Source organism: Micromonospora sp. B9E7 (genome assembly GCF_039871815.1).
Lineage (GTDB): Bacteria > Actinomycetota > Actinomycetes > Mycobacteriales > Micromonosporaceae > Micromonospora.
In genome coordinates, this window is record NZ_JBDPLX010000014.1 from 134,129 (window position 1) to 153,592 (window position 19,464).

Consider the following 19,464-nt stretch of genomic DNA (forward strand, 5'->3'; position numbering starts at 1 on the left):
CTCCATCACGCGAATGCGACATATCGTCGGAGGGACTCCAAGGTCCCATCCGCCATGGACTTTATCTGGCGTGCGCTGGATACACTTGACCGATGGGCGACGAGCAGGGGGCTGCGCCGACGAAGCAGCGGAGGATCAGTCAACGGGGCATCGCCACGCGAGAGCGGATCCTCGATGCGGCCAACCAGTTGATGTTCGTGCGCGGAGTGAACGCGACCACCCTTGACGACGTCCGCGAGGCAAGCCAGACGAGCAAGTCTCAGCTTTACCACCACTTCGCCGACAAGCAGGATCTCGTACGCGCGTTGGTCAAATATCGAGGCGCGCTTGTGCTTCAACGCGAGGGCGGACGGCTCGAACGACTGCGCTCGTTCTCAGGACTGGTCCGGTGGCGTAACGCGCTGGTCCAGGCCAACTCGCTGAACAACGGCAAATACGGGTGCGGCCTCGGGTCGATGGCTGTCGAGCTGTCTGACCAAGATGAGCAGGCTCGATCGATGCTGTCGGAGACGTTCGCGGCATGGGAAAAGCTGATCAGTGATGGACTGCACCGGATGCGGGACAGCGGTGCCCTGCGCCAGGACGCCGACCCGGAGAAGTTGGCCACGGGACTGATGGCGGCTTTGCAAGGCGGCTACCTGCTGGCGAACGCCGCGCACAACGTCGCGCCCATGGAAGTTGCTCTGGACATGGCGCTGGCACACATCAAATCGTTCCTCTCGCAGCCGTCCGGTGAGCCGACCCGTTAATCGAGGCCGGGCCGAGGTCGCTGCGTCGGGCGAGCAACGCTTGCAGGCTCGGTATCCAGTGAGCTGGGCGCTGGCCGCTGTCCTGGAAGTCGACGTTTCCCGTGCGACGGGTCTTGGCGCGACACGATGGCCGACAGTAGGCGCCGGTCGTTTTCACTGCGCTGAGAAGGCTGCCATCGAGCTGTTCCTCCCCTCGTGGGATCGCCTCGTGCTGCGGCTGCGGTTCACTGAGCATCGACGTTCCTCATGTTGTCCAGACGTGAGCCCGCCCGAGCCGCGGAAGGCGACGGCGATTCGCCGCCCCGATGCGTGAGCGACAGCAAGCCTAGCCTCAACGGACTGATAAGTCCAAGTCTGGGTGTGGCATTGAGCGAGTTCAGCTGGGGGCGCCTCGGCCCACATCGCCTCTCAGTGCAGCCTGGAACACCCGATGTGATGTTTCGCGAGGGTCGAGCAGTTCTGGCGACGAATGGTCAACTGGACTATCTAGTCCGTGGAGGCTAGCCTGCGGAGGTACTCGGTCATGAGGTGATACGCCCGACCGCAGCCCCCGCTCAAACTGCGGCTCGGCTGCTGCTGGATCCGCGTATCTGGACCGTCACTGCCAGGATCTACAGGAAGGCACGGCTGATGGAAACCGATCGGGATCGTGTCGTCGCATCCGCCCGAGCTGTCCTTCCGGCCACCGAGCGCCGGCGCACGGACATGACCACCTGCGGCTTCACGTTCGTCGCCGATGAACCGCACAACGGCGCACTCGGCGAAGGCCCGACGCCGACGGAGTACCTGTTGATGGCGCTCGCGTCGTGCACGGCGCAGACGCTGCGGCAGTACGTCGACTACAAGTACGACACCGCCGGTGACATCACCGTCGAGATCGACTACCACGAACCCGAGCACGAAGGCGCAGAGCGTTACCTGCAGCGCACGATCACGCTGAGCGAAGATCCTGACCCCGACGACTTGAAGGTGATGCATGACATTGCCGAGAAGTCCCCGGTGACCCTGCTGATTCAGTTCGCGTGGAGCGTGAGGACCGAGTTCGTCGGGCCGCGCTGACATCAGGCCGGTCGCTCGGCGATCACGGTCGAGCAGCGAGCGGTTGTCGTTCCACAGTCGGCGACAGGGTTTCCGTCGACCGCGACAGCGCGAACGCGACGCGACGCCTTGCAAACGGGCGCAGGTCCTGGTCCTGACGGCTGGCCGGTGCGCTCGGCGACCGCTACGGCCGCGGGCGAGTCCTCCTCCTGGGTATCGCCGGGTTCTCCATCGCCTCGATCATGTGCGCCGTCGTCCCGATCATGAGCTCACTGATCGTCGCCGCATCCTGCAAGGCATCGGCAGGCCTCGTCGCTCTCTCCGCAGCCGGCCACAACTGGCGCAGCGCGACCAGTACTGAACCGAAGGGTCGCGGGCCCGCATTGCGGCACGTGATCTAGCTATCCACTGCTGGCCCGGCCAGCGCGTCAGAAGGTGACGTGTGACCGAAACCAAGACGAGCGACCGAACGATCTCGACGCGGAATCTAGCGGCACCGCTGCGAGCCTTTGTGCGAACTGAGTCCGGCAGCGCCGGCGTGCTCGTGGCCGCCATCGTCGCCGCACTGCTCTGGGCCAACATCGACCTCGGCTCCTACGAAACCGTCTGGCGCACCCAACTGTCCCTGCGCCTCGGGCACCTCGATCTGTCCCGCGACCTGCACACCTGGATCAACAGCGGCTTGATGACGCTGTTCTTTCTGGTCGTCGGCCTTGAGGCGCGGCGCGAGTTCGACCTCGGCGACCTCCGCGACCGGCGACGTTTCGTGCTGCCCAGCGTGGCTGGCGCGATCGGCATGCTGATCCCGGTGCTGATCTTCCTGGTCATCAACCACGGCGGATCGGGCGCGCACGGCTGGGGCGTGGCCATGTCAACCGACACGGCCCTCGCGTTAGGCCTGCTGGCACTGCTCGGCCGGGGCGTACCCAACCGGGTCCGGATCTTCCTGCTCACCGTGTTCGTAGTCGACGACTTGATCGCACTTCTCGTCATCGCCCTGGTCTACAGCGACGACATCAAGATGATGCCCATCGTGGTAGCCGTAGCGGCGTTCGCCGCCATGCTGGCCATCCATGCAGCCGGCGTCCGACGTGGCTCGGCGTACGTGCCGGTCGCCATCGTGATGTGGGGCGCGCTGCTGGTCAGCGGAGTCGACCCGGTGGTGACCGGACTGGCCATCGGGTTGACCGCGTTCGCCTACTCTCCCGGCCGAGCTGAGCTCGAGCAGGTCAGCGGGCTGTTCCGGTCGTTCCGTGAGCAGCCGACGCCCAAGCTCGCGCGTACGGCTTCGATCGGCCTCACGAACACGCTATCGCCCAATGATCGCCTTCAGCGCATCTACCACCCATGGTCCAGCTACCTCATCGTGCCGCTTTTCGGCCTGGCCAACGCTGGCATCAGCATCGACGGTCCGTTCCTGGCCCAGGCGTTCGCGTCGCCTATCACCTGGGGCGTGCTGCTCGGGTATGTCGTCGGCAAGCCGCTCGCCGTGATCGGCACCTCGGCCGCGCTCACCTGGATCTCCCACGGCCGCATCCGTCCGGCCGTGGGCTGGGCGGGCGTGCTCGGCAGTGGCACGATCGCCGGTGTCAGCTTCACGGTGTCGCTGCTGATCGCCAGCCTGGCCTTCACCGGCGACCAACTGGCCGAGGCCAAAGTCGGGGTACTCAGCGCCGCGGTCGTATCCTCAGCGCTGACCTGGACCGCGTTCCGCGTCACCAACATGTTGCCCAAGGACAAGCGGACCCGGGCGCTCTTCGGCGACATGACGGAGCTGATCGACCTCATCCCAGACGTCGACGACAAGCACGACCACGTCCGCGGCCCAGCTGGTGCATCGGTAACGCTGGTGCAGTACGGCGACTTCCAGTGCCCGTACTGCGGGAAGGCCGAGCCAGCCATCCGGCAGTTGCTGGGCCACGCGGACCTGCGTTTCGTGTGGCGTCACCTGCCTCTGTCAGACGTGCACCCGCAAGCCCGGCTAGCAGCCGAGGCCGCCGAAGCAGCGGCCGCCCAGGGCAAGTTCTGGCAGATGCACGACCTGCTGCTCGACCACCATGACAAGCTGGACATCACCAATCTGATCAAATACGCAGGCGACCTCGGTCTGGACCAGAAACGCTTCCACGACGATCTGATAAGCCAGGCCCACGCCGGCCGCGTCGACAACGACATCGACTCGGCCGACAACAGCGGAGTGTCCGGAACCCCGACGTTCTTCATCAACGGCCGCCGCCACTACGGCGCCTACGACATCACCACATTGACCGCCGCCATTCGAACGGCCCGAGCCCGAGCCCGCCTCGGTGGCGAGGCGCCAGCGACCCGTGAATAGGCGCATTCCGTTGACTCGACAGCAGGCCAGTCGGCCGTCAGATCCAGGGACACGACCGACGAGTGGCCTCGAACAAAGTGCACCGGGGCCGCACTCCGCGTCACAGATCTTCCCGGTCAGCTGGGCAGGACACCGGCGTCTGGCCTCACTAGATGGGGGACGTGAAATGCCGTTTCGGCGAACGACTGATACAGAGAGGTGTCATATGAAAGCGATTGTTGTGACGGACCAAGCGGCGGGAACGGCTGGGATGACGCTGGCGGAGCGACCGAAGCCGGAGGCAACGGCAAACGACGTCCTCGTTGAGGTACATGGGTCGGGATTCACCCCGGGCGAGCTGACGTGGCCCGGGACCTGGACCGATCGACTCGGGCGGGACCGCACGCCGTCGATCCCTGGGCATGAGGTGGCTGGCGTGGTCAGCGCGCTCGGCTATGGCACGAGGGGTCTGTCGGTGGGACAGCGGGTGTTCGGCCTCGCCGACTGGAGTCGCGACGGCACGCTGGCCGAGTACGTGGCCATCGAGGCGCGAAACCTTGCGCCGCTGCCGGCCGATGTCGATTTTACGGTAGGGGCGAGCCTGCCGATCTCGGGCCTGACCGCGTGGCAGGGACTGTTCGTGCATGGCCGTTTCCAGGCGGGGCAGAGCGTCCTCGTACATGGTGCGGCCGGTGGAGTCGGCTCGATGGTGACCCAGCTCGCCACAGAGGCCGGCGCCTACGTCATCGGCACTGGACGTGCCGCCGACCGCCAACCCACGCTCGACTTCGGCGCGCAGGAGTTCGTCGACCTCGGCAGAGACACCCTGGAAGACGTCGCCGGCGTCGATCTGGTTTTCGACGTGATCGGTGGCGACATCCAGAAGCGTTCTGCGGGTCTGGTCCGCGCCGGAGGAATGCTGGTGACCATTGCCGGCCCGCCCGAAGCACAGCCGGCAGACGGCCTGGCGGTTGATTTTGTTGTCGAGGCCGATCGCGCCCAACTGGGTGAGATCGTCCAGCGGATCAGGGATGGTCGGCTTCGGACGAACATCGGCAACGTCGCGACCCTCGACGACGCCGTCGTCGCCTTCAACCCGACTGAGCGGATCAAGGGAAAGACGATCATCCGCGTTCGCTCGTGAGGGCACACCCCAGCATGAGAACGGCCCCATCAACGAAGGCGCATCCCCAATGACCGACCCAACCGAGCCGATCCGCTACCCCGTCGAGTACCCCGGCGAGAGAAGCAGCCTCGGCCAGGACCAGGCCTTCCTCATCGAGGAGGTAATCGACGATCCCCACGCTCCCGCGTTCGACTTCCGCGTCGTCAACGACGAGAAACTCGGCATCTACGACGCCATCGTCGGGGACCGAGAGGTGGCCGGGCTGACCTACAAGGTCGCCGGAGACGACCGACTCGTGCTGCTGGCCACCTCGGTCTTCCCTGAGTTCCGCAATCGGGGCATCGCCACCGAACTGATCCGACGCGTCCTGGACGACGTGCGCGTGCAAGGCAAGACGCTCACCATCATGTGTCCGATCGTGCGCACCTTCATCGAGCACAACCCCGAGTACGCCGACCTCATCGACCCCGAGCACCCGGGAGCAACCCACGATCACACCCATTTGCCCTGACCACCACGATTAGCTCCCTGGCAGAAAGCGTGACAATGACGATCAACCTCGAGGCCGAGGCGGCCACCCGGGAAGAGAACAACGCGGCGCTCATCGCTGCTTTGAACCAGACAAGTCTCAGCGAGGTGGGATCCAGCTGGGAGCTCGATGTCGTCAACGACGCGGAGCGCGGTCGCTGGATCGCAGCCCTCGGCGCCGAAGCGATCGCCGAGCTCTCGTACCGGTTCGTGGGCGGCCGTGTCGTGCTGCTAACGACCTGGGTCGACCCCGCCTACCGACACAATCGGGTGGCCACGGAGCTCGTCGCTCGCGTGCTGGACGAGATCCGCGAGAGCGGGAAGAAGATCACCGTCATCTGCCCGGTCGTAGGCACGTTCATTGCCCGCAACCCGGAATACCTCGATCTCATCGACAAGGTCCATCCCGGCGCCGGCGCCTACCCGAGCACGAACCCGCGGGGGCCCAGGACAACGAGCAGCTCATTGCGTTCGAGCACGACATGACGTAGACGTCCGGCGTTCGGACAGGGCTCGAGCCGTCCAGCGGGGTCCGGGATGGGCGATTGCGGACGGACATCGGCAATGTCGTCGCGACCCACGACGATGTCGTTGGCCGCCTTCAACCTGACCGGAAGGCCTAAGGGCAAGAAGGTCATCCGGGTTCGTCCGTAAGAACGCGGAGACAACGGAGACCCCCGTTACGTCATGGCGGGATAGACGAGGACTGTTACTGAGAGAGGTAGTCAGATGAAAGCGATCGTGGTGACGGACCGGGCCGCGGGAACGGCGGGGATGACGCTGGTGGACCGGCCAGCGCCGGACGCGGCGAGGCTCGCCAGTCTTGAGGGCGCGAACTACGGCGATGTCGTCGTTGAAGTTCATGCGTCGGGGTTCACCGGGAATGAGCTGGAGTGGCCCTCGACCTGGATCGATCGCCTCGGCCGTGACCGGACGCCGTCAATCCCCGGCCACGAGGTGGCCGGGGTAGTCGCCGCTCTCAGCTATGGAGCAACGGGGTTGTCGGTGGGACAGCGGGTGTTCGGGCTTACGGACTGGACTCGCGACGGCACGCTGGCGGAGCATGTCGTCGTCGAGGCGCGCAACGTTGCGCCGCTGCCGGGCGACGTTGACTTCACGGTGGGCGCTGGCGTCGCGATGGCGGGCCTGACCGCGTGGCAGGGACTGTTCGATCACGGTCACCTCCTTGAGGGGCAGAGCGTCCTGGTGCACGGCGCGGCCGGCGCAGTCGGTTCGATGGCGACGCAGCTCGCCCGTCAGGCCGGCGCCTACGTCATCGGCACCGGACGTGCCAGCGCCCGGCAGACCGCGGTCGACTTCGGCGCGCACGAGTTCGTCGACCTCGACAACGACACCCTGGAGGACGTCGGCGGAGTCGATCTGGTCTTCGATGTCATCGGCGGCGACATCCAGAAGCGTTCCGCGGGTCTGGTGCGAGCCGGAGGAACGCTGGTGACCGTCACCGGGCCGCCCGAGGCGCGGCCCGCTGACGGCCTGGCGATCGACTTCGTTGTCGTATCCGACCGCGCCCAGCTGGGTGAGATCGCCCGGCGGGTCCGGGACGGACGCGTGCGGACGAACATCGGCAACGTCGCGGCCCTCGATGACGCCGTCGCCGCTCTCAACCCGACCGAGCGGCCCAAGGGAAAGACGATCATCCGCGTTCGCCCATAAGGACTCCGAGGCAGCAAAGCGTCGATCGCGCCGATCCCCCTGTTCAACATCTACGGGGCCGAGGACGGGTTCGCCAACGCCGGCATCTCGACGTTGACTCGGAGCCAGGGAAGCGCAACGCTGTCGAAGCGCTCCCATCGACGAGCTCCTATTCGGAAGGAATGCTCGTGCGACCCACCACAGCTCTACTCCCGGTCGTGCTCGCCACGGCCCTCGGCGGTCTGGCCCTGCCGGAGCCCGCACTGGCAGCGGCCGGCCCGGCACTGGCCGTGGACACCACCGCCGCCCGGCACCAGATCAGCCCGTACATCTACGGCATGAACTTCGCCGACGAGGCCCTCGCGCGCGACCTGCGGCTGCCGGTGCACCGCTACGGCGGCAACGCCACCACCCGCTACAACTTCCGTGCCGACACCACCAACCGCGCATCGGACTGGTACTTCGAGAACATCCCCAACGACAACCCGAGTCCGGAAGACCTCCCGGAGGGCTCGGAGAGCGACCGGTTCGTGCAGCAGAACAAGGCCACCGGCGCCGCGACCGTCATGACGATGCCGATGCTCGGCTGGATCGCCAAGGACCGGTCGCGGGCGTGTGGCTTCAGCGTCGCCAAGTACGGCCCGCAGCAGTCCACCGACCAGTGGGCACCGGACTGCGGCAACGGCATGAAGCCGGACGGGTCACCGGTCACTGGCAACGATCCGGAGGACACCAGCGTCGCCACGGGTCCGGAGTACGCCACCGACTTCGTCAACCACCTCAAGGGGCAGTTCGGCGCCGCCGCCGACGGCGGAGTCCAGTTCTACAACCTGGACAACGAGCCGGACCTGTGGCACTCCACGCACCGCGATGTCCGCCCGACCGGGCTGGGCTACGACGAGCTACGCGACCGCACCTACGAGTACGCCGCCGCGATCAAGGCCGCCGACCCCGGCGCGAAGACGCTCGGACCCGTCGGCTGGGGCCTGAACTCGATCATCTACTCGGGCCTCGACCAGGACACCTGCTCGCGCACCGGCTGCTGGTCGAACCCGCCCGACAAGGCCGCGCACGGCGGCCAGGACCTCGGTCCGTGGTACCTGGACCGGATGCGCGAGTACGAGCAGCAGCACGGCACCCGCATCCTGGACTACTTCGACGTCCACCTCTACCCGCAGCAGTCCGGCGTGTTCGGCGACGCGGCCGGCGACGCCGCCACCCAGGCGCTGCGGCTGCGCTCGACCCGCCAGCTCTGGGACCCGACCTACGTGGACGAGAGCTGGATCAACAGCCCGGTCCGGTTCATCCCGCGCCTGCGCGAGCTGGTGGACCAGCACTACCCGGGCACGAAGACCGCGATAACCGAGTACAACTGGGGTGCCCACGGGTCACTCAACGGCGCGCTCGCCCAGGCTGACGTGCTCGGCATCTTCGGCCGCGAAGGGCTCGACCTGGCCACCCTCTGGACCGCGCCCGAGGCCGACCAGCCGGTGGCCAACGCCTTCCGTATCTACCGCAACTACGACGGCGAGGGCGGCGCGTTCGGCGAGACCTCCGTCCGGGCGACAAGCGCCGACCAGGGCAAACTGGCCGTGTACGCGGCCGAGCGCAGCGCCGACAAGGCGCTCACAGTGGTCGTTGTCAACAAGACCGGCGACGACCTGACCAGCTCAGTCGCCCTCACCGGCGCCTCGGCCAGCACCGCCCAGGTCTACCGGTACAGCGGGGCGGACCTCGCTGGCGTCGTCCGGGAGACCGACCAGCCGGTGACCGCCGGTGGCCTCACGGCCACCTTCCCGGCCAACTCGATCACCCACCTGGTGGTACCACGTGGCACCACGCCCGGCGACACCCAGGCGCCGACCGCCCCCGGCAAGCCGACCGCCGGCACGATCACCGGCGACAGTGTCGCGCTGGCCTGGACGCCGTCCACCGACGACACCGCCGTCACCGGCTACGACGTGCACCGGGTCGACACCACCGGCACCGTGAAGGCGGGCAGCGCCACCGGCACCGCGTACACCGTCACCGGGCTGACGCCCGACACCCCGTACACCTTCGTGGTGACCGCCCGTGACGCGGCGGGCAACGTCTCGGCGGCCTCGCCCGGCCTGACCGTGCGGACCGCGCCCACCGCCCCGACCGGCGGCTGCACGGTCGGCTACACGGCGAACAGTTGGCCGGGCGGCTTCACCGCGACCGTGACGATCAAGAACACCGGCACCACCGCGATCGACGGCTGGAAACTCGCCTTCGACTTCCCCACCACCGGCCAGAAGGTCGGCCAGGGTTGGTCTGCCACCTGGAGACAGAACGGAGCGAGCGTCACCGCGGACAGCATGAGTTGGAACGGCAAACTCGCCCCCGGCGCGTCCACCAGCATTGGCTTCAACGGCACGTGGAGCGGCACCAATCCGGCGCCAACCGCCTTCGACCTCAACGGTCAACGCTGCGGGTAACCCAAGAGACCCCTACTCCGTGCCACACCGGCGGAGCAGGCCGGAGGGGTCCGGGGCGCAGCGGCGCCCCGGCCCCTCGCTCTCGAGCAGCGGCTAGAGCGTTGTCGCGCTGTTCAACGCTTTTGCCGTGTAGCCGGTTGCTCCCGATCTGCTCCCCCGGTCTTGACTGGACAGGGCGACGTGTTCGTGGTTGAGGAGCTCATGCAGTCGGGTACGCACCACCAGGTCGTGCAGGGCGTCCACGGCTGCCGGGTCTGCGCGCTCGGGTAGCGTCGTGGTGTCCCGGGCCGTCTCCAACTCGGCGCGCAGCCGCGACACATCGGTGGCGAGCCGCCCCGCAGCGCCCGCGGGGAGCGGGCCATGCTCGGCCTCCCGTTTGGCGGCAATGAGATCCGGTACGTACGCCATCCTCGTTCCGAGCACGGCGAGGTTCGTCTCTACGCGGCCGGTCCGCATCAGGTGGATCCCGGTGAGCAGGACCCGCAGCGTGTACAGGGCAGGCTTGAGCTGCCCGGTTCTGGCGTACAACTTCTCCTGCGTGGCCGCGAATCCGAGGTAGTGGTGCGCATGGTGACGGGTGACCAGTCGCGGGGCCAGGGAGATGAGTTGGGCGTGCACCGCAGAGGTCACGACCACCAGCGGCGACAGCAGCTGCTCCAGAACGTACCCGTTGCGGCTGTTCAACAGTTTGACGAACTTCAGCAGATCGTGACTGACCACGTCCAACTCGACACCGCCGCGCACGCTCATGTGCTGCAACGTCTGCGGTCCGGTGCGCAACCCGACGACCTCCTCGGGCGAGAGCAGGTGCACGGCCCGCAGATCCAGATCGGAGTCGATGGACGCGAATCCGTACAGATGCGCACCGCTGACGGTGGCGAACAGCAGCGGACGAGGCAGGACGCCGGCTGCCTCGGCTGCCCATGGCGGCACCTCGGTGGTCACTACAGGTTCCTTTCCCGTACGGCCGTGAGCAGCCGATCCACGTCAGCCCGGTCGGGCTGATCGGGCAGCGTGGTGGTGGCGGCTGCGTCGGCGAGCTCAACAAGTAGGTCCGCCGCCCAGGCGGCGACCTCATCCCAGGACAACTCGCCGCGCCGCACCGCGAGCAGCCGGTCACGCAGGTGACGAACGTCGACCAGCACCTCCCCGGTACGCAGCACGTGCGCCCCGGCGACCAGGAGCCGGATCATGTGCATGGCCTGCTTGTGATTCGTCTCGCCGGTGCGCTCGCGGCGGGCCGCCACTCGGTTGAGCTGATCCCGGGCGTAGTTGCCGTAGGTCTCAGCCACTCGCCTCGACAGAAACGCCTGCCGTGCCGCCAGCAACCACTCCCCGTCGACGGTGATCGTCTCGACCAGCGGGGACCAGAGGACCTCCAGGACTGTCGGGTTGCCCTGCAGGGCCAGGACGCAGAAGCGTTCGAACTCCCAGGAGAACTGCTCCGCGGCTGGGCCGTCGAGGTGGGTGGGCGGCTTGTCGAGGTGCCAGAACGCCCGTGTGGGCGCTACGTACACACCACGCCGGTCGTAGTCGGAGGCCAGGTCATCTAGCCCGTACGCCCGCGACCCGACCACAACGGCGAGAACCGTATGCCGCTCGACAAGATCGATCACGCCCGGGACGCTACCCAATCACCGCCCCGCACGCGCCACCGTTTTCGACCACTCCGTGTCCGTAAGGTTCGGCTCTTCGACGAAGAAATGTTCATGGTGGTCCGGTCAGACTGCGACACAGGCCCGTGCTAGTCGCCGTAGAGCACGGACCTCGTCATGGGCGGACGTCACCGGAGTGACAACCGGGACCGCCAGCGCTGACGCCTTCGGGTCGGCCGGAGAGGTCTCCCAGTAAGAAGCCCTGGACAGAAGGTTGCTGGTGGGAGCTGAGTCTCATCTTCCGGGATCCGTACGGACAGCACCACGGGCGACCAGAGCTGCACGTCGAGACCGCAGACTTCGCTTCGATGGCACCTGAAGGGCTCCGCCGGACCGATCGTCCGCATCACCGCAGGTCAACACCCGCCGCTCTGTCCAGCATCGGTGAGCACCTCCCCCTCAGATCTCGCGTGGATATCCACCAAATTTGGTGTCTGAGGGAATCAGCTCGGATTCGATCTCGCCTGAGCCGTTGCTGAGCGGCGACTAAGGTTTTCCGATCACAGCTGGGTTCGCAGGACGTCGTATGCCCAGGCGGCGAGTGTGGTGGGTGTCGTGGTTCGTATGGTGCGCGGTTGTTCGGGGACGAAATCCTCGCGAAGACCGGTGGACATGCCGATCACTGCGTCGGTGAGCCCTGCCGTCATCCCGCTGGCACGCAGGTTCTCGCGCATGGTTTCGTCGGCGATCCGCTCGACGGTGCACGGTTGGCCGGTGGCCACGGTGACGATCTCGGCCGCTTGTGCCCAAGTGAGATCCGTGGGTCCGTGCACGGCCTGCACGACGCGGCCGGACCATGCCGGCGACAGCAGTCGGGTGACAGCGACCTCGGCGATGTCGCGTGGAGCTACCCAGGCCATTGGCTGATCGAGGGGCAGGATGATCGGGATTCGTCCACTGCGGATCGCGTCGAGTTGAAGCAGGAGGTTTGTGAAGAAGAATCCGCAGCGTAGGTGTGCGACGGTGGTACCGGTGGCGTCGAGAGCGACCTCGGTCGCGGCGAGGCCGTCTATCTCTCCGGCCCCGTGCCGGCGCTCGGCACCGACGCTGCTCTGGAACACGGTCCGGCGGATCTGATTCTCGGTGACCGCGCGAACCACGGCGGTGGTGGCCCGGGCATAGTCGCCGAGCGGGTCCTCGCTGGCTGTGGTCGGGTCGACCCAGTAGAGGGCGTCCGCGTTCCGAGTTGCGGCGACCACGCCGTCAGCGTCGTACAGGTCGACTACCGCCACGTCGGCCTCGGCTCGAACTGGTGGCGGCAGCCGGTCCGGGTGGCGGGCGAGCACCAGAGGCCGCACGCCGGCTCGGATCAGCATGGCAACCACATGGCGTCCGACGTTGCCGTTCGGAGTGGCGACGGCGATGCGCACAGGGTCCTCCTCAGCGTCGGTAACCGCTGACCACGCTACAAAGGTTGATCATTGCGGTTCCGGGTCGATTGTCATTCCGGTCTGGGTGATGAAGCCGGCGGTCAGGTCGGGCCGACGTTGGATGGTCCGCAGTCGGTGCTTAACGGCCTCGGCGAGGTGGTTGACTCCGGAGGGAGCGACCGCACCGACTCGCGCGGGCGGCGGCTTGCCCGCGCGAGTCCGGCGCTCACTGGTCTGGGCGGTCAGGCGCCACCGATCGACGACAGTGGGATGCCGAACACGGTGCGCCGCCTGTCGTACTCGGTGAGCGTCCACATCCGCTTGCCCTGCGGCTGGTAGGTCAGGTCCTCGGGGCCTCCCGCCCGGACGCTGGTGTACTGCCGCGAGGTGCCGACGGTGGCGCGATGGATCCAGGCGGGCTTGCGGTCGAACTCGCTGCTGGTCAGCACGAAATCGTCTCCGTGTGTGATCGCGCCGTTGACGTTCGCCCGTGACGTCACGTACACCGCATCGGAGCGGACCAAGCCATCGGACGCCGCGAGTTTGCCGTTGCGGTCGAGGTTCCACCGGACGATCCGCGCGTCGGCGGGCTTCGGCGAATGGACCCCGTCGCGGTCCTCCTTGTACTCCGCGGTGACGAGCGAGTTCGGCGAGCTGCTGCGGTCGAGACTGATCGACGATATGCGCAGCGGCAACCGCGTCGGGTCCGGCCGCGGCGTGTAGTAGCCGACCTGCGGGATCGCATAGCGGTAGTCTGCCGCGTACGCATTCCCGCCGACCATCCCGATCCGCTTGTGCGAACGGTCGGGAATCGTGCGCCAGATGTTGTGCAGGTCGAACACGCGGATCGCATCGGTGTCGGCGACGTAGAGCCGGTAGCCGACCCAGGCGACACCACCAGCGTGTGACACCGCGGCGTGGAAACTGCCCTTGCGGTCGGGAACGACGAGCAGGACATGCCGGTACTCGGGCTTGTCCGGGGCGTCGTAGTTGAGGAACGTGATCCGGCTGCCCCGGTTGGTGCCATCGAGGCCTTTGGCGTCGTACCAGGTCGCCGCGATGACGCGGTGCTCGCCGAACCGGCCGTCATCGTCGGCGTCCCAGGAGGCGGTAAGCCCCTGGGGGATCCAGGTGGTGCCTTCGTTGTCCTCGTCGTTCCAGCAGAACTGCACCGAGTCGGGCGTCGGCGGCTTGCCGCACGAGACCTTCGCACTGTGGTTCACGTCGCGGATGACGTCAGCCAAATGCACGTTGGGGATTTTGCCGTTGAGGTCCGCGACCGACTTCGCGAAGGTCTCCGAGTGGTCCTCCAGCGTGTAGGTCAGAGTCGACGGAGTGATTTCGGTCGGCTGGAACTCCAGCACGTTCGCGGTTGCTGCGGAGTGCTTCATGAGACCCTCCCTTGAGGGACGGTCGCCGGCCGGCCGGCCGGCCGGAACGGGAAGGGCGGGCCGGCTCGTGGGCCGTTGAACGCCACGGATTCGGCCGCCGCCGGCGACAACGTGCCTAACAGTCACCGTCTCCTGCTACGACGTTCGATGCGGAACGCGATTGCCCCGACGATGAGGATGGCAATGATCGAAATAGCCCATCCTGCTCGGTCCATGGCTCCACCTCCTTCGCAGGCCGTTTCGGGCACGCCTTAGCCCTGACCGTTACCCCGTGCTGACGGCAACATGCATCGTTGGCCGTGTTTCCTCGCTCGGCGACTCGTCGTCCGTGGTCGGACGCGAGAGGGTCGAGCGAACATTCCGGCTGGAGTTGCGCCACAGCATTGGGACAGGAGCGGGGTGATGACCACGAAACCCACTCAAGCGATCCGCCCAAAGAGTCTCAGCGACTGCACCGGACGCAGCACAATTAGTCACAAAGCGGACCAGGCGGCCGTAGGGTTGCTGCCGGGCAGACGTCGGCGGTGCAGGGGGGGTAGATGCGGTGGGCGAGCCGCGCGAAGCGTTCGTCGAGTTGCAGAAGCGGCTGAACAGGCCGGGGACTCTCGTGCTCGATGCGCTTCGGCGGGCGCAGGCGCAGGACGGCCGTATCGACGCCCAGGACCTGGAGCGGATTGCCGGCGAGTTCGGATGGCCGGTGGCGGCCGTGGCAGGCTCGGCGTCCTACTACGCGGACTTCGCTGAGGGGCGCCGCGGTCAGCGGCATGTCCGGGTCTGCGAAGGGACCTCGTGTTTCGTGAGCACACAGGGCCAGCACATCAGACGCCTTGAGCAGATACTCGGCGTTCGTCTGGGCGAATGCGCCGCGGACGGGTCGGTGTCGTTGCAGGGCGTCCGGTGTCTCGGGTACTGCTACGACTCGCCTGCACTTCTCGACGACGAGCAACCGGGCAGTGGTGAGCTGCTCGGCGGACTGTTCGGCGATCCACACGCCGCCGAGCGGCGCACGAAGCCCGACTGGGCGGAGCCGCTGAAGATGGCGGCCACGCAGATACCGCACGCGAGCACGGTGGACCGTGCGGTGGTGCTCGCCGGATTGGCCGGCGACGAGGGCGCCTGGGAGGTGTGGCCGGACGTTGTGGCTGCCGGTCAGCCCGCACAGGTCATGGCTGAACTTGCCAGGTCTGGTCTGCGAGGGCGGGGCGGGGCCGGCTTCCCGGTGGCGAAGAAGTGGTCCGCGGCCGCCCACGAATCCGCACCACGATGTGTGGTGGCCAACGGGGACGAGGGAGATCCCGGCTCGTTCTGCGATCGGCTGCTGATGGAGAGCGATCCGCACCGGATTCTGGAGGGCCTGGCACTGGCCGCCTTCGCGGTGGGGGCGCAGCATGGGCTCATCCTCGTCCGGTCGGAGTATCCGACGGCCCTTGCCCGAATGCGGACAGCCGTAGCCCACGCCCGGAAGATGGGGCACCTGGGCAGGCGGGTGCACGGTTCGGACTTCGACTTCGATGTGGAGATCGTGCGGGGTGCCGGTTCGTACGTCGCTGGGGAGGAAACGGCGTTGCTGCAGGCCCTGGCTGGCCTGCGGGCCACAGTGCGGGCCCGGCCTCCTTACCCCACCAGCCGCGGCTACCTCGGGCAGCCGACCGCGGTGAACAACGTGGAGACACTTGCGGCGGTGCCGTGGATCGTCCGGCACGGCGGGGCTGCCTACGCCCGCCTCGGGCATCCGGACGAGCCCGGTACCAAGCTCGTCTGCCTGAGCCAACTCTTCCGCCACCCCGGGGTGTACGAGGTCGAGTACGGCGTGCCGCTGCGGCATCTGGTCGAGGACCTCGGCGGGGGTCTGCGCGAGCCGCACAGGCTGCGGGCGGTGCAGGTCGGTGGCCCGCTCGGTGGCTTCCTCTCCCCCGACCAGTTGGACCTACCGCTGCTGTCCCGGCCCCTCGCGGAGGCTGGCGTCGCTCTGGGACATGGCAGCCTCGTCGCGGTCGACTCGGCGATGCCTGCCGCCGCGATCCTGCAGCACGCGTGGGCGTTCGGGGCCGCAGAGAGCTGCGGAGCCTGCACCCCGTGCCGGGTCGGCACCCGCCGCGGCCTCGAACTTGTCGACCGGATCCGCGACCCGGCGCAGGCGAGGGCGGCGCTCGCCGACCACGAACCCCTGCTCGAGGTGCTGAACGTGGCGAGTCTGTGCGCCTTCGGGTCCGGAATCTCCAGCGCGGTACGCAGCCTGCTGCGGATCTACTCCGACGAGCTGCGCCGGGAGGGCGAGTAGATGCGCCTGTCCGTCGACGACATCGCTGTCGAGGTCGCCGACACGGCCACCGTGCTGGACGCCGTACGGGCGGCCGGGGTGGTGGTGCCGACCCTCTGCTACGACGAGCGGCTCACCCCTCAGGGGTCGTGTCGCGTGTGCCTGGTCGGTGTGAAAGGACGGGCGATGCCGGCCTGCACGACACCGGCCGCCGAGGGCATGGTCGTACGCACCGACGACCCGACCGCCCGCACTTCGGCACAGCTCGCACTCGAACTGCTCGTGTCCCAACTGCCCACCCGCGCGCTCGACGTTCCCGCCGAGCGCAGCGAACTGGTCCGCGCCTGTCAGCACCTCGGCGTCACGCAGAGCCGGTTCGTTGGTGCCATCCGATCGCAGGGCGTCGACCATTCCCACCCGTACGTGAAACTCGACCGGGACCTGTGCATCGCCTGCAACCGGTGCGTACGGATGTGCGCAGAGGTGCAGGGCACGTTCGCGCTCTCCCTCGCCGGACGCGGATTCGACACCGTCGTCGCGGCGGGCACGGGCGGTGAGTGGGCGTCATCTCCCTGCGTGGCCTGCGGCGGCTGTGTCGACACCTGCCCGAGCGGGGCACTGTCCGAGCCAGGGATGCTCGACCTACGCCCGATCACCCGGACGACCGACACCACCTGCGGGTACTGCGGCGTGGGCTGCGGCCTACGGGTACACGTCCGCGACGAGCGGATCGCCGCGATCACTCCCGTTCACGGTGCTCCCGTCAACCGGGGCCACGCCTGTGTCAAGGGTCGTTTCGCACACGCCTTCACCCGGTCCAGTGACCGGCTGACCACCCCGCTGATGCGCCGCGCCGGTCGGAACTCGCCGCTGGAACCGGCCACGTGGGAGGAGGCACTCACCGCCGTGGCGCTCCGGCTGACCGCGATCCGAGACCTACACGGGCCGGATGCGATCGGACTCATCTCCTCCGCCCGGGCAACCAATGAGGAGAACTATCTCGCTCAGAAGTTCGCCCGCGCAGTCCTCGGCACCAACAACGTCGACAACTGCTCCCGGCTCTGCCACGCCCCCTCGGCGGTCGGGCTGACCGCCTCGTTCGGCTACGCCGGCGGCACCAACTCCGTGGACGATCTCGACGACAGCGACTGCATCCTCATCGCCGGGGCGAACCCGACCGAGGCCCACCCCGTCATCGGGGCCCGGATCAAGCAACTGGTGCTACGCGGCGCTCGGCTCATCGTCATCGACCCACGTCGCGTCGACCTTGCCGACGTCGCCGACGTGCACGTGCAGGCCCGGCCCGGATCGAACGTCGCCGTCTTCAACGGCATGGCCCGGCTGCTGCTCGACGGGGGGTACGCCCACGAGGAGTTTCTCCATACCCGGGCCAGCGGGCTGGCCGAACTGATCGCGTTGTTGCGCGACTATCCGCTGGACCGCACGGCGTCGCTGGCCGGGGTCCAGCCCGAGACGCTTGCCTCGGCCGCCCGGCTGTTCGGCAACGCCCGGCGTCCGGCGATCGTCTATGGACTCGGCATCACCGAACACGCCCATGGCACCGACGGAGTACGCGCCCTGGCGAATCTGGCCATCCTGAAGGGTGCGGTGGGCACCCCTGGCTGCTGCGGGGTGCTCTCGATGCGGGGGCAGAACAACGTCCAGGGGGCCTCGGACATGGGCGCGTTGCCAGACCTGCTGCCCGGATACCAACACGTCACCGACGCCCAGGTCCGAGCCCGATTCGCCCGTTCCTGGGCGGTGAGCCCACCCGCCCGGCCCGGGTTACGAATCCTGGAGATGTTCGCGGCAGCCATTGCCGGCCAAGTGCGAGCGATGTACGTCATCGGCGAAGACATCGCCCAGACCGACCCCGACAGCGGCAATGTGCGCAGGGCGTTGGCCGCCTGCGACCTCGTGGTCAGCCACGACCTGTTCCTCTCCCGCACCGCCGAGCTGGCCGACGTGGTGTTTCCCGCCGCGTCCTTCCTCGAGAAGGACGGAACGTTCGTCAACTTCGACCGGCGCGTCCAGCGGGTCCGCCCGGCGCTGCGCCCACCCGGACAGGCCAAACCCGACTTCGACATCCTGCGACTCCTTGCCCGTTCCATGAACGCCGACCTCGGCTGCCCGACCCCGGCCGACGCCATGGCCGAGTGCGCCACGCTGACCCCGACATTCGCCGGCATCTCCCACGCCCGGCTCGACCGCGAAGGGCCACTGCACTGGCCCTGCCGGGGCACCGACCAGCCCGGGGAGGGACGCCTCTACCTCGAGTCCTTCGCCACCCCAGACGGCCGTGCCGCGCTGGCCGCGCGACCGTACCTGCCGCCCGGCGAACAACCCGACGTCGCCTTCCCGTACGTGTTGATCACTGGTCGCCGGTTGGTGCACTACAACAGCGGCTCGATGAGCCGCCGTACCCCCAATGGTCAGATCCGGCCGCACGAGGTGCTCGACCTCCACCCGCACGACGCCGCCCGACTTCAGTTGGCCGACGGCGACCTCGTCGCGGTGACCAGCCGCCGGGCAACCGTCACCTTCCCCGTCAACCTGACCGACACGGTCAGCCCTGGCCATTTGTTCAGCTCCTTCAACTTCCCCGACACCCCCACCAACGCACTCACGTCGGACGTCACGGACACGGTGACCGGATGCCCCGAATACAAGATCACCGCAGTGTCGCTGCGTCCCGTCTGATCCGACAGCCAGACCGAACGCCCGCACGCTCGACGAACGCCAGGACCGCTTCTACCGCCAGGTGCATCACAACTGCCTGCCGGCGGCGCACAGTGCTGGGCATGTCTATGACGACGTCCGCCGACGAACCCCTGGTCCGGCTACGAGCGCAGTTCGTGCTCTACGTCGCCACGCACCCCGAGCAGCTCCAACCCGCACGAGCTGGCGACGTTGGCTTGATG

General features: G+C 67.6%; 14 protein-coding genes and 1 pseudogene. 10 read left to right on the top strand and 5 right to left on the bottom strand.

What is annotated here, in order from left to right:
• Positions 1 to 92 precede the first annotated feature (92 nt).
• Positions 93 to 749: a TetR/AcrR family transcriptional regulator gene (locus ABGB10_RS22145; protein ID WP_347662804.1), complete on the top strand. Its 657-nt coding sequence runs from the start codon at positions 93 to 95 to the stop codon at positions 747 to 749.
• Here ABGB10_RS22145 and ABGB10_RS22150 read toward each other — a convergent pair.
• Positions 706 to 984 (bottom strand): Ada metal-binding domain-containing protein, encoded by a 279-nt coding sequence (locus ABGB10_RS22150; RefSeq protein ID WP_347662805.1) that lies wholly within the window; start codon positions 982 to 984, stop codon positions 706 to 708. The genes ABGB10_RS22145 and ABGB10_RS22150 overlap by 44 nt on opposite strands.
• A 395-nt stretch (positions 985 to 1,379) precedes the next feature.
• Here ABGB10_RS22150 and ABGB10_RS22155 point away from each other — a divergent pair, with 395 nt between their 5' ends.
• The 7 genes from ABGB10_RS22155 to ABGB10_RS22185 all read left to right on the top strand — a co-directional run bounded on the left by ABGB10_RS22155 (position 1,380) and on the right by ABGB10_RS22185 (position 9,867).
• The gene (locus tag ABGB10_RS22155; protein WP_347662806.1) at positions 1,380 to 1,808 is read left to right on the top strand and encodes an OsmC family protein; all 429 of its coding nucleotides are present in this window, start codon (positions 1,380 to 1,382) and stop codon (positions 1,806 to 1,808) included.
• 421 nt (positions 1,809 to 2,229) lie between these two features.
• Positions 2,230 to 4,122 carry a Na+/H+ antiporter NhaA gene (locus ABGB10_RS22160; RefSeq protein ID WP_347662807.1) on the top strand — a complete coding sequence of 631 codons (1,893 nt, stop codon included), beginning with the start codon at positions 2,230 to 2,232 and terminating at the stop codon, positions 4,120 to 4,122.
• A gap of 250 nt (positions 4,123 to 4,372) precedes the next feature.
• The gene (locus tag ABGB10_RS22165) at positions 4,373 to 5,245 is read left to right on the top strand and encodes an NADP-dependent oxidoreductase (protein ID WP_347662808.1); all 873 of its coding nucleotides are present in this window, start codon (positions 4,373 to 4,375) and stop codon (positions 5,243 to 5,245) included.
• Between the two features lie 49 nt (positions 5,246 to 5,294).
• A complete protein-coding gene (locus ABGB10_RS22170) occupies positions 5,295 to 5,738 on the top strand; it encodes a GNAT family N-acetyltransferase (RefSeq protein WP_347662809.1) in 444 nt (147 codons plus the stop codon).
• Positions 5,739 to 5,773: 35 nt separating this feature from the next.
• Positions 5,774 to 6,241 (top strand): GNAT family N-acetyltransferase, encoded by a 468-nt coding sequence (locus ABGB10_RS22175; RefSeq protein WP_347662810.1) that lies wholly within the window; start codon positions 5,774 to 5,776, stop codon positions 6,239 to 6,241.
• A 243-nt stretch (positions 6,242 to 6,484) separates the two neighbouring features.
• A complete protein-coding gene (locus ABGB10_RS22180) occupies positions 6,485 to 7,429 on the top strand; it encodes an NADP-dependent oxidoreductase (protein WP_347662811.1) in 945 nt (314 codons plus the stop codon).
• Positions 7,430 to 7,590: 161 nt separating this feature from the next.
• The gene (locus ABGB10_RS22185) at positions 7,591 to 9,867 is read left to right on the top strand and encodes a glycoside hydrolase family 44 protein (RefSeq protein ID WP_347662812.1); all 2,277 of its coding nucleotides are present in this window, start codon (positions 7,591 to 7,593) and stop codon (positions 9,865 to 9,867) included.
• A 204-nt stretch (positions 9,868 to 10,071) separates the two neighbouring features.
• Here ABGB10_RS22185 and ABGB10_RS22190 read toward each other — a convergent pair.
• The 4 genes and pseudogenes from ABGB10_RS22190 to ABGB10_RS22205 form a co-directional block, all read right to left on the bottom strand.
• Positions 10,072 to 10,812, bottom strand: a pseudogene (locus ABGB10_RS22190) (nucleotidyltransferase domain-containing protein); the annotation flags it as partial.
• Positions 10,812 to 11,483, bottom strand: coding sequence for a nucleotidyltransferase domain-containing protein (locus ABGB10_RS22195; RefSeq protein ID WP_347662813.1), 672 nt, complete (start codon positions 11,481 to 11,483; stop codon positions 10,812 to 10,814). The gene ABGB10_RS22195 and the pseudogene ABGB10_RS22190, both read right to left, overlap by 1 nt.
• 539 nt (positions 11,484 to 12,022) lie before the next feature.
• Positions 12,023 to 12,892 carry an NAD(P)H-binding protein gene (locus ABGB10_RS22200; protein ID WP_347662814.1) on the bottom strand — a complete coding sequence of 290 codons (870 nt, stop codon included), beginning with the start codon at positions 12,890 to 12,892 and terminating at the stop codon, positions 12,023 to 12,025.
• A gap of 242 nt (positions 12,893 to 13,134) precedes the next feature.
• The gene (locus tag ABGB10_RS22205) at positions 13,135 to 14,283 is read right to left on the bottom strand and encodes a hypothetical protein (protein ID WP_347662815.1); all 1,149 of its coding nucleotides are present in this window, start codon (positions 14,281 to 14,283) and stop codon (positions 13,135 to 13,137) included.
• 544 nt (positions 14,284 to 14,827) lie between these two features.
• Between ABGB10_RS22205 and ABGB10_RS22210 the strand changes: the two genes are divergently transcribed.
• Together ABGB10_RS22210 and fdhF are read left to right on the top strand one after the other, a co-directional pair.
• The gene (locus tag ABGB10_RS22210) at positions 14,828 to 16,564 is read left to right on the top strand and encodes an NAD(P)H-dependent oxidoreductase subunit E (protein ID WP_347662816.1); all 1,737 of its coding nucleotides are present in this window, start codon (positions 14,828 to 14,830) and stop codon (positions 16,562 to 16,564) included.
• Complete coding sequence (fdhF, locus tag ABGB10_RS22215) at positions 16,565 to 19,243, top strand: formate dehydrogenase subunit alpha (protein WP_347662817.1); 2,679 nt, start codon at positions 16,565 to 16,567, stop codon at positions 19,241 to 19,243.
• Positions 19,244 to 19,464 lie beyond the last annotated feature (221 nt).

Excerpts from the sequence above, each read along its gene's own strand:
- ABGB10_RS22145 (WP_347662804.1), top strand. The coding sequence starts at position 93 with ATGGGCGACGAGCAGGGGGCTGCGCCGACGAAGCAGCGGAGGATCAGT.
- ABGB10_RS22150 (WP_347662805.1), bottom strand. The coding sequence starts at position 984 with ATGCTCAGTGAACCGCAGCCGCAGCACGAGGCGATCCCACGAGGGGAG.
- ABGB10_RS22155 (WP_347662806.1), top strand. The coding sequence starts at position 1,380 with ATGGAAACCGATCGGGATCGTGTCGTCGCATCCGCCCGAGCTGTCCTT.
- ABGB10_RS22165 (WP_347662808.1), top strand. The coding sequence starts at position 4,373 with ATGACGCTGGCGGAGCGACCGAAGCCGGAGGCAACGGCAAACGACGTC.
- ABGB10_RS22170 (WP_347662809.1), top strand. The coding sequence starts at position 5,295 with ATGACCGACCCAACCGAGCCGATCCGCTACCCCGTCGAGTACCCCGGC.
- ABGB10_RS22175 (WP_347662810.1), top strand. The coding sequence starts at position 5,774 with ATGACGATCAACCTCGAGGCCGAGGCGGCCACCCGGGAAGAGAACAAC.
- ABGB10_RS22180 (WP_347662811.1), top strand. The coding sequence starts at position 6,485 with ATGAAAGCGATCGTGGTGACGGACCGGGCCGCGGGAACGGCGGGGATG.
- ABGB10_RS22185 (WP_347662812.1), top strand. The coding sequence starts at position 7,591 with ATGCTCGTGCGACCCACCACAGCTCTACTCCCGGTCGTGCTCGCCACG.
- ABGB10_RS22205 (WP_347662815.1), bottom strand. The coding sequence starts at position 14,283 with ATGAAGCACTCCGCAGCAACCGCGAACGTGCTGGAGTTCCAGCCGACC.
- fdhF (WP_347662817.1), top strand. The coding sequence starts at position 16,565 with ATGCGCCTGTCCGTCGACGACATCGCTGTCGAGGTCGCCGACACGGCC.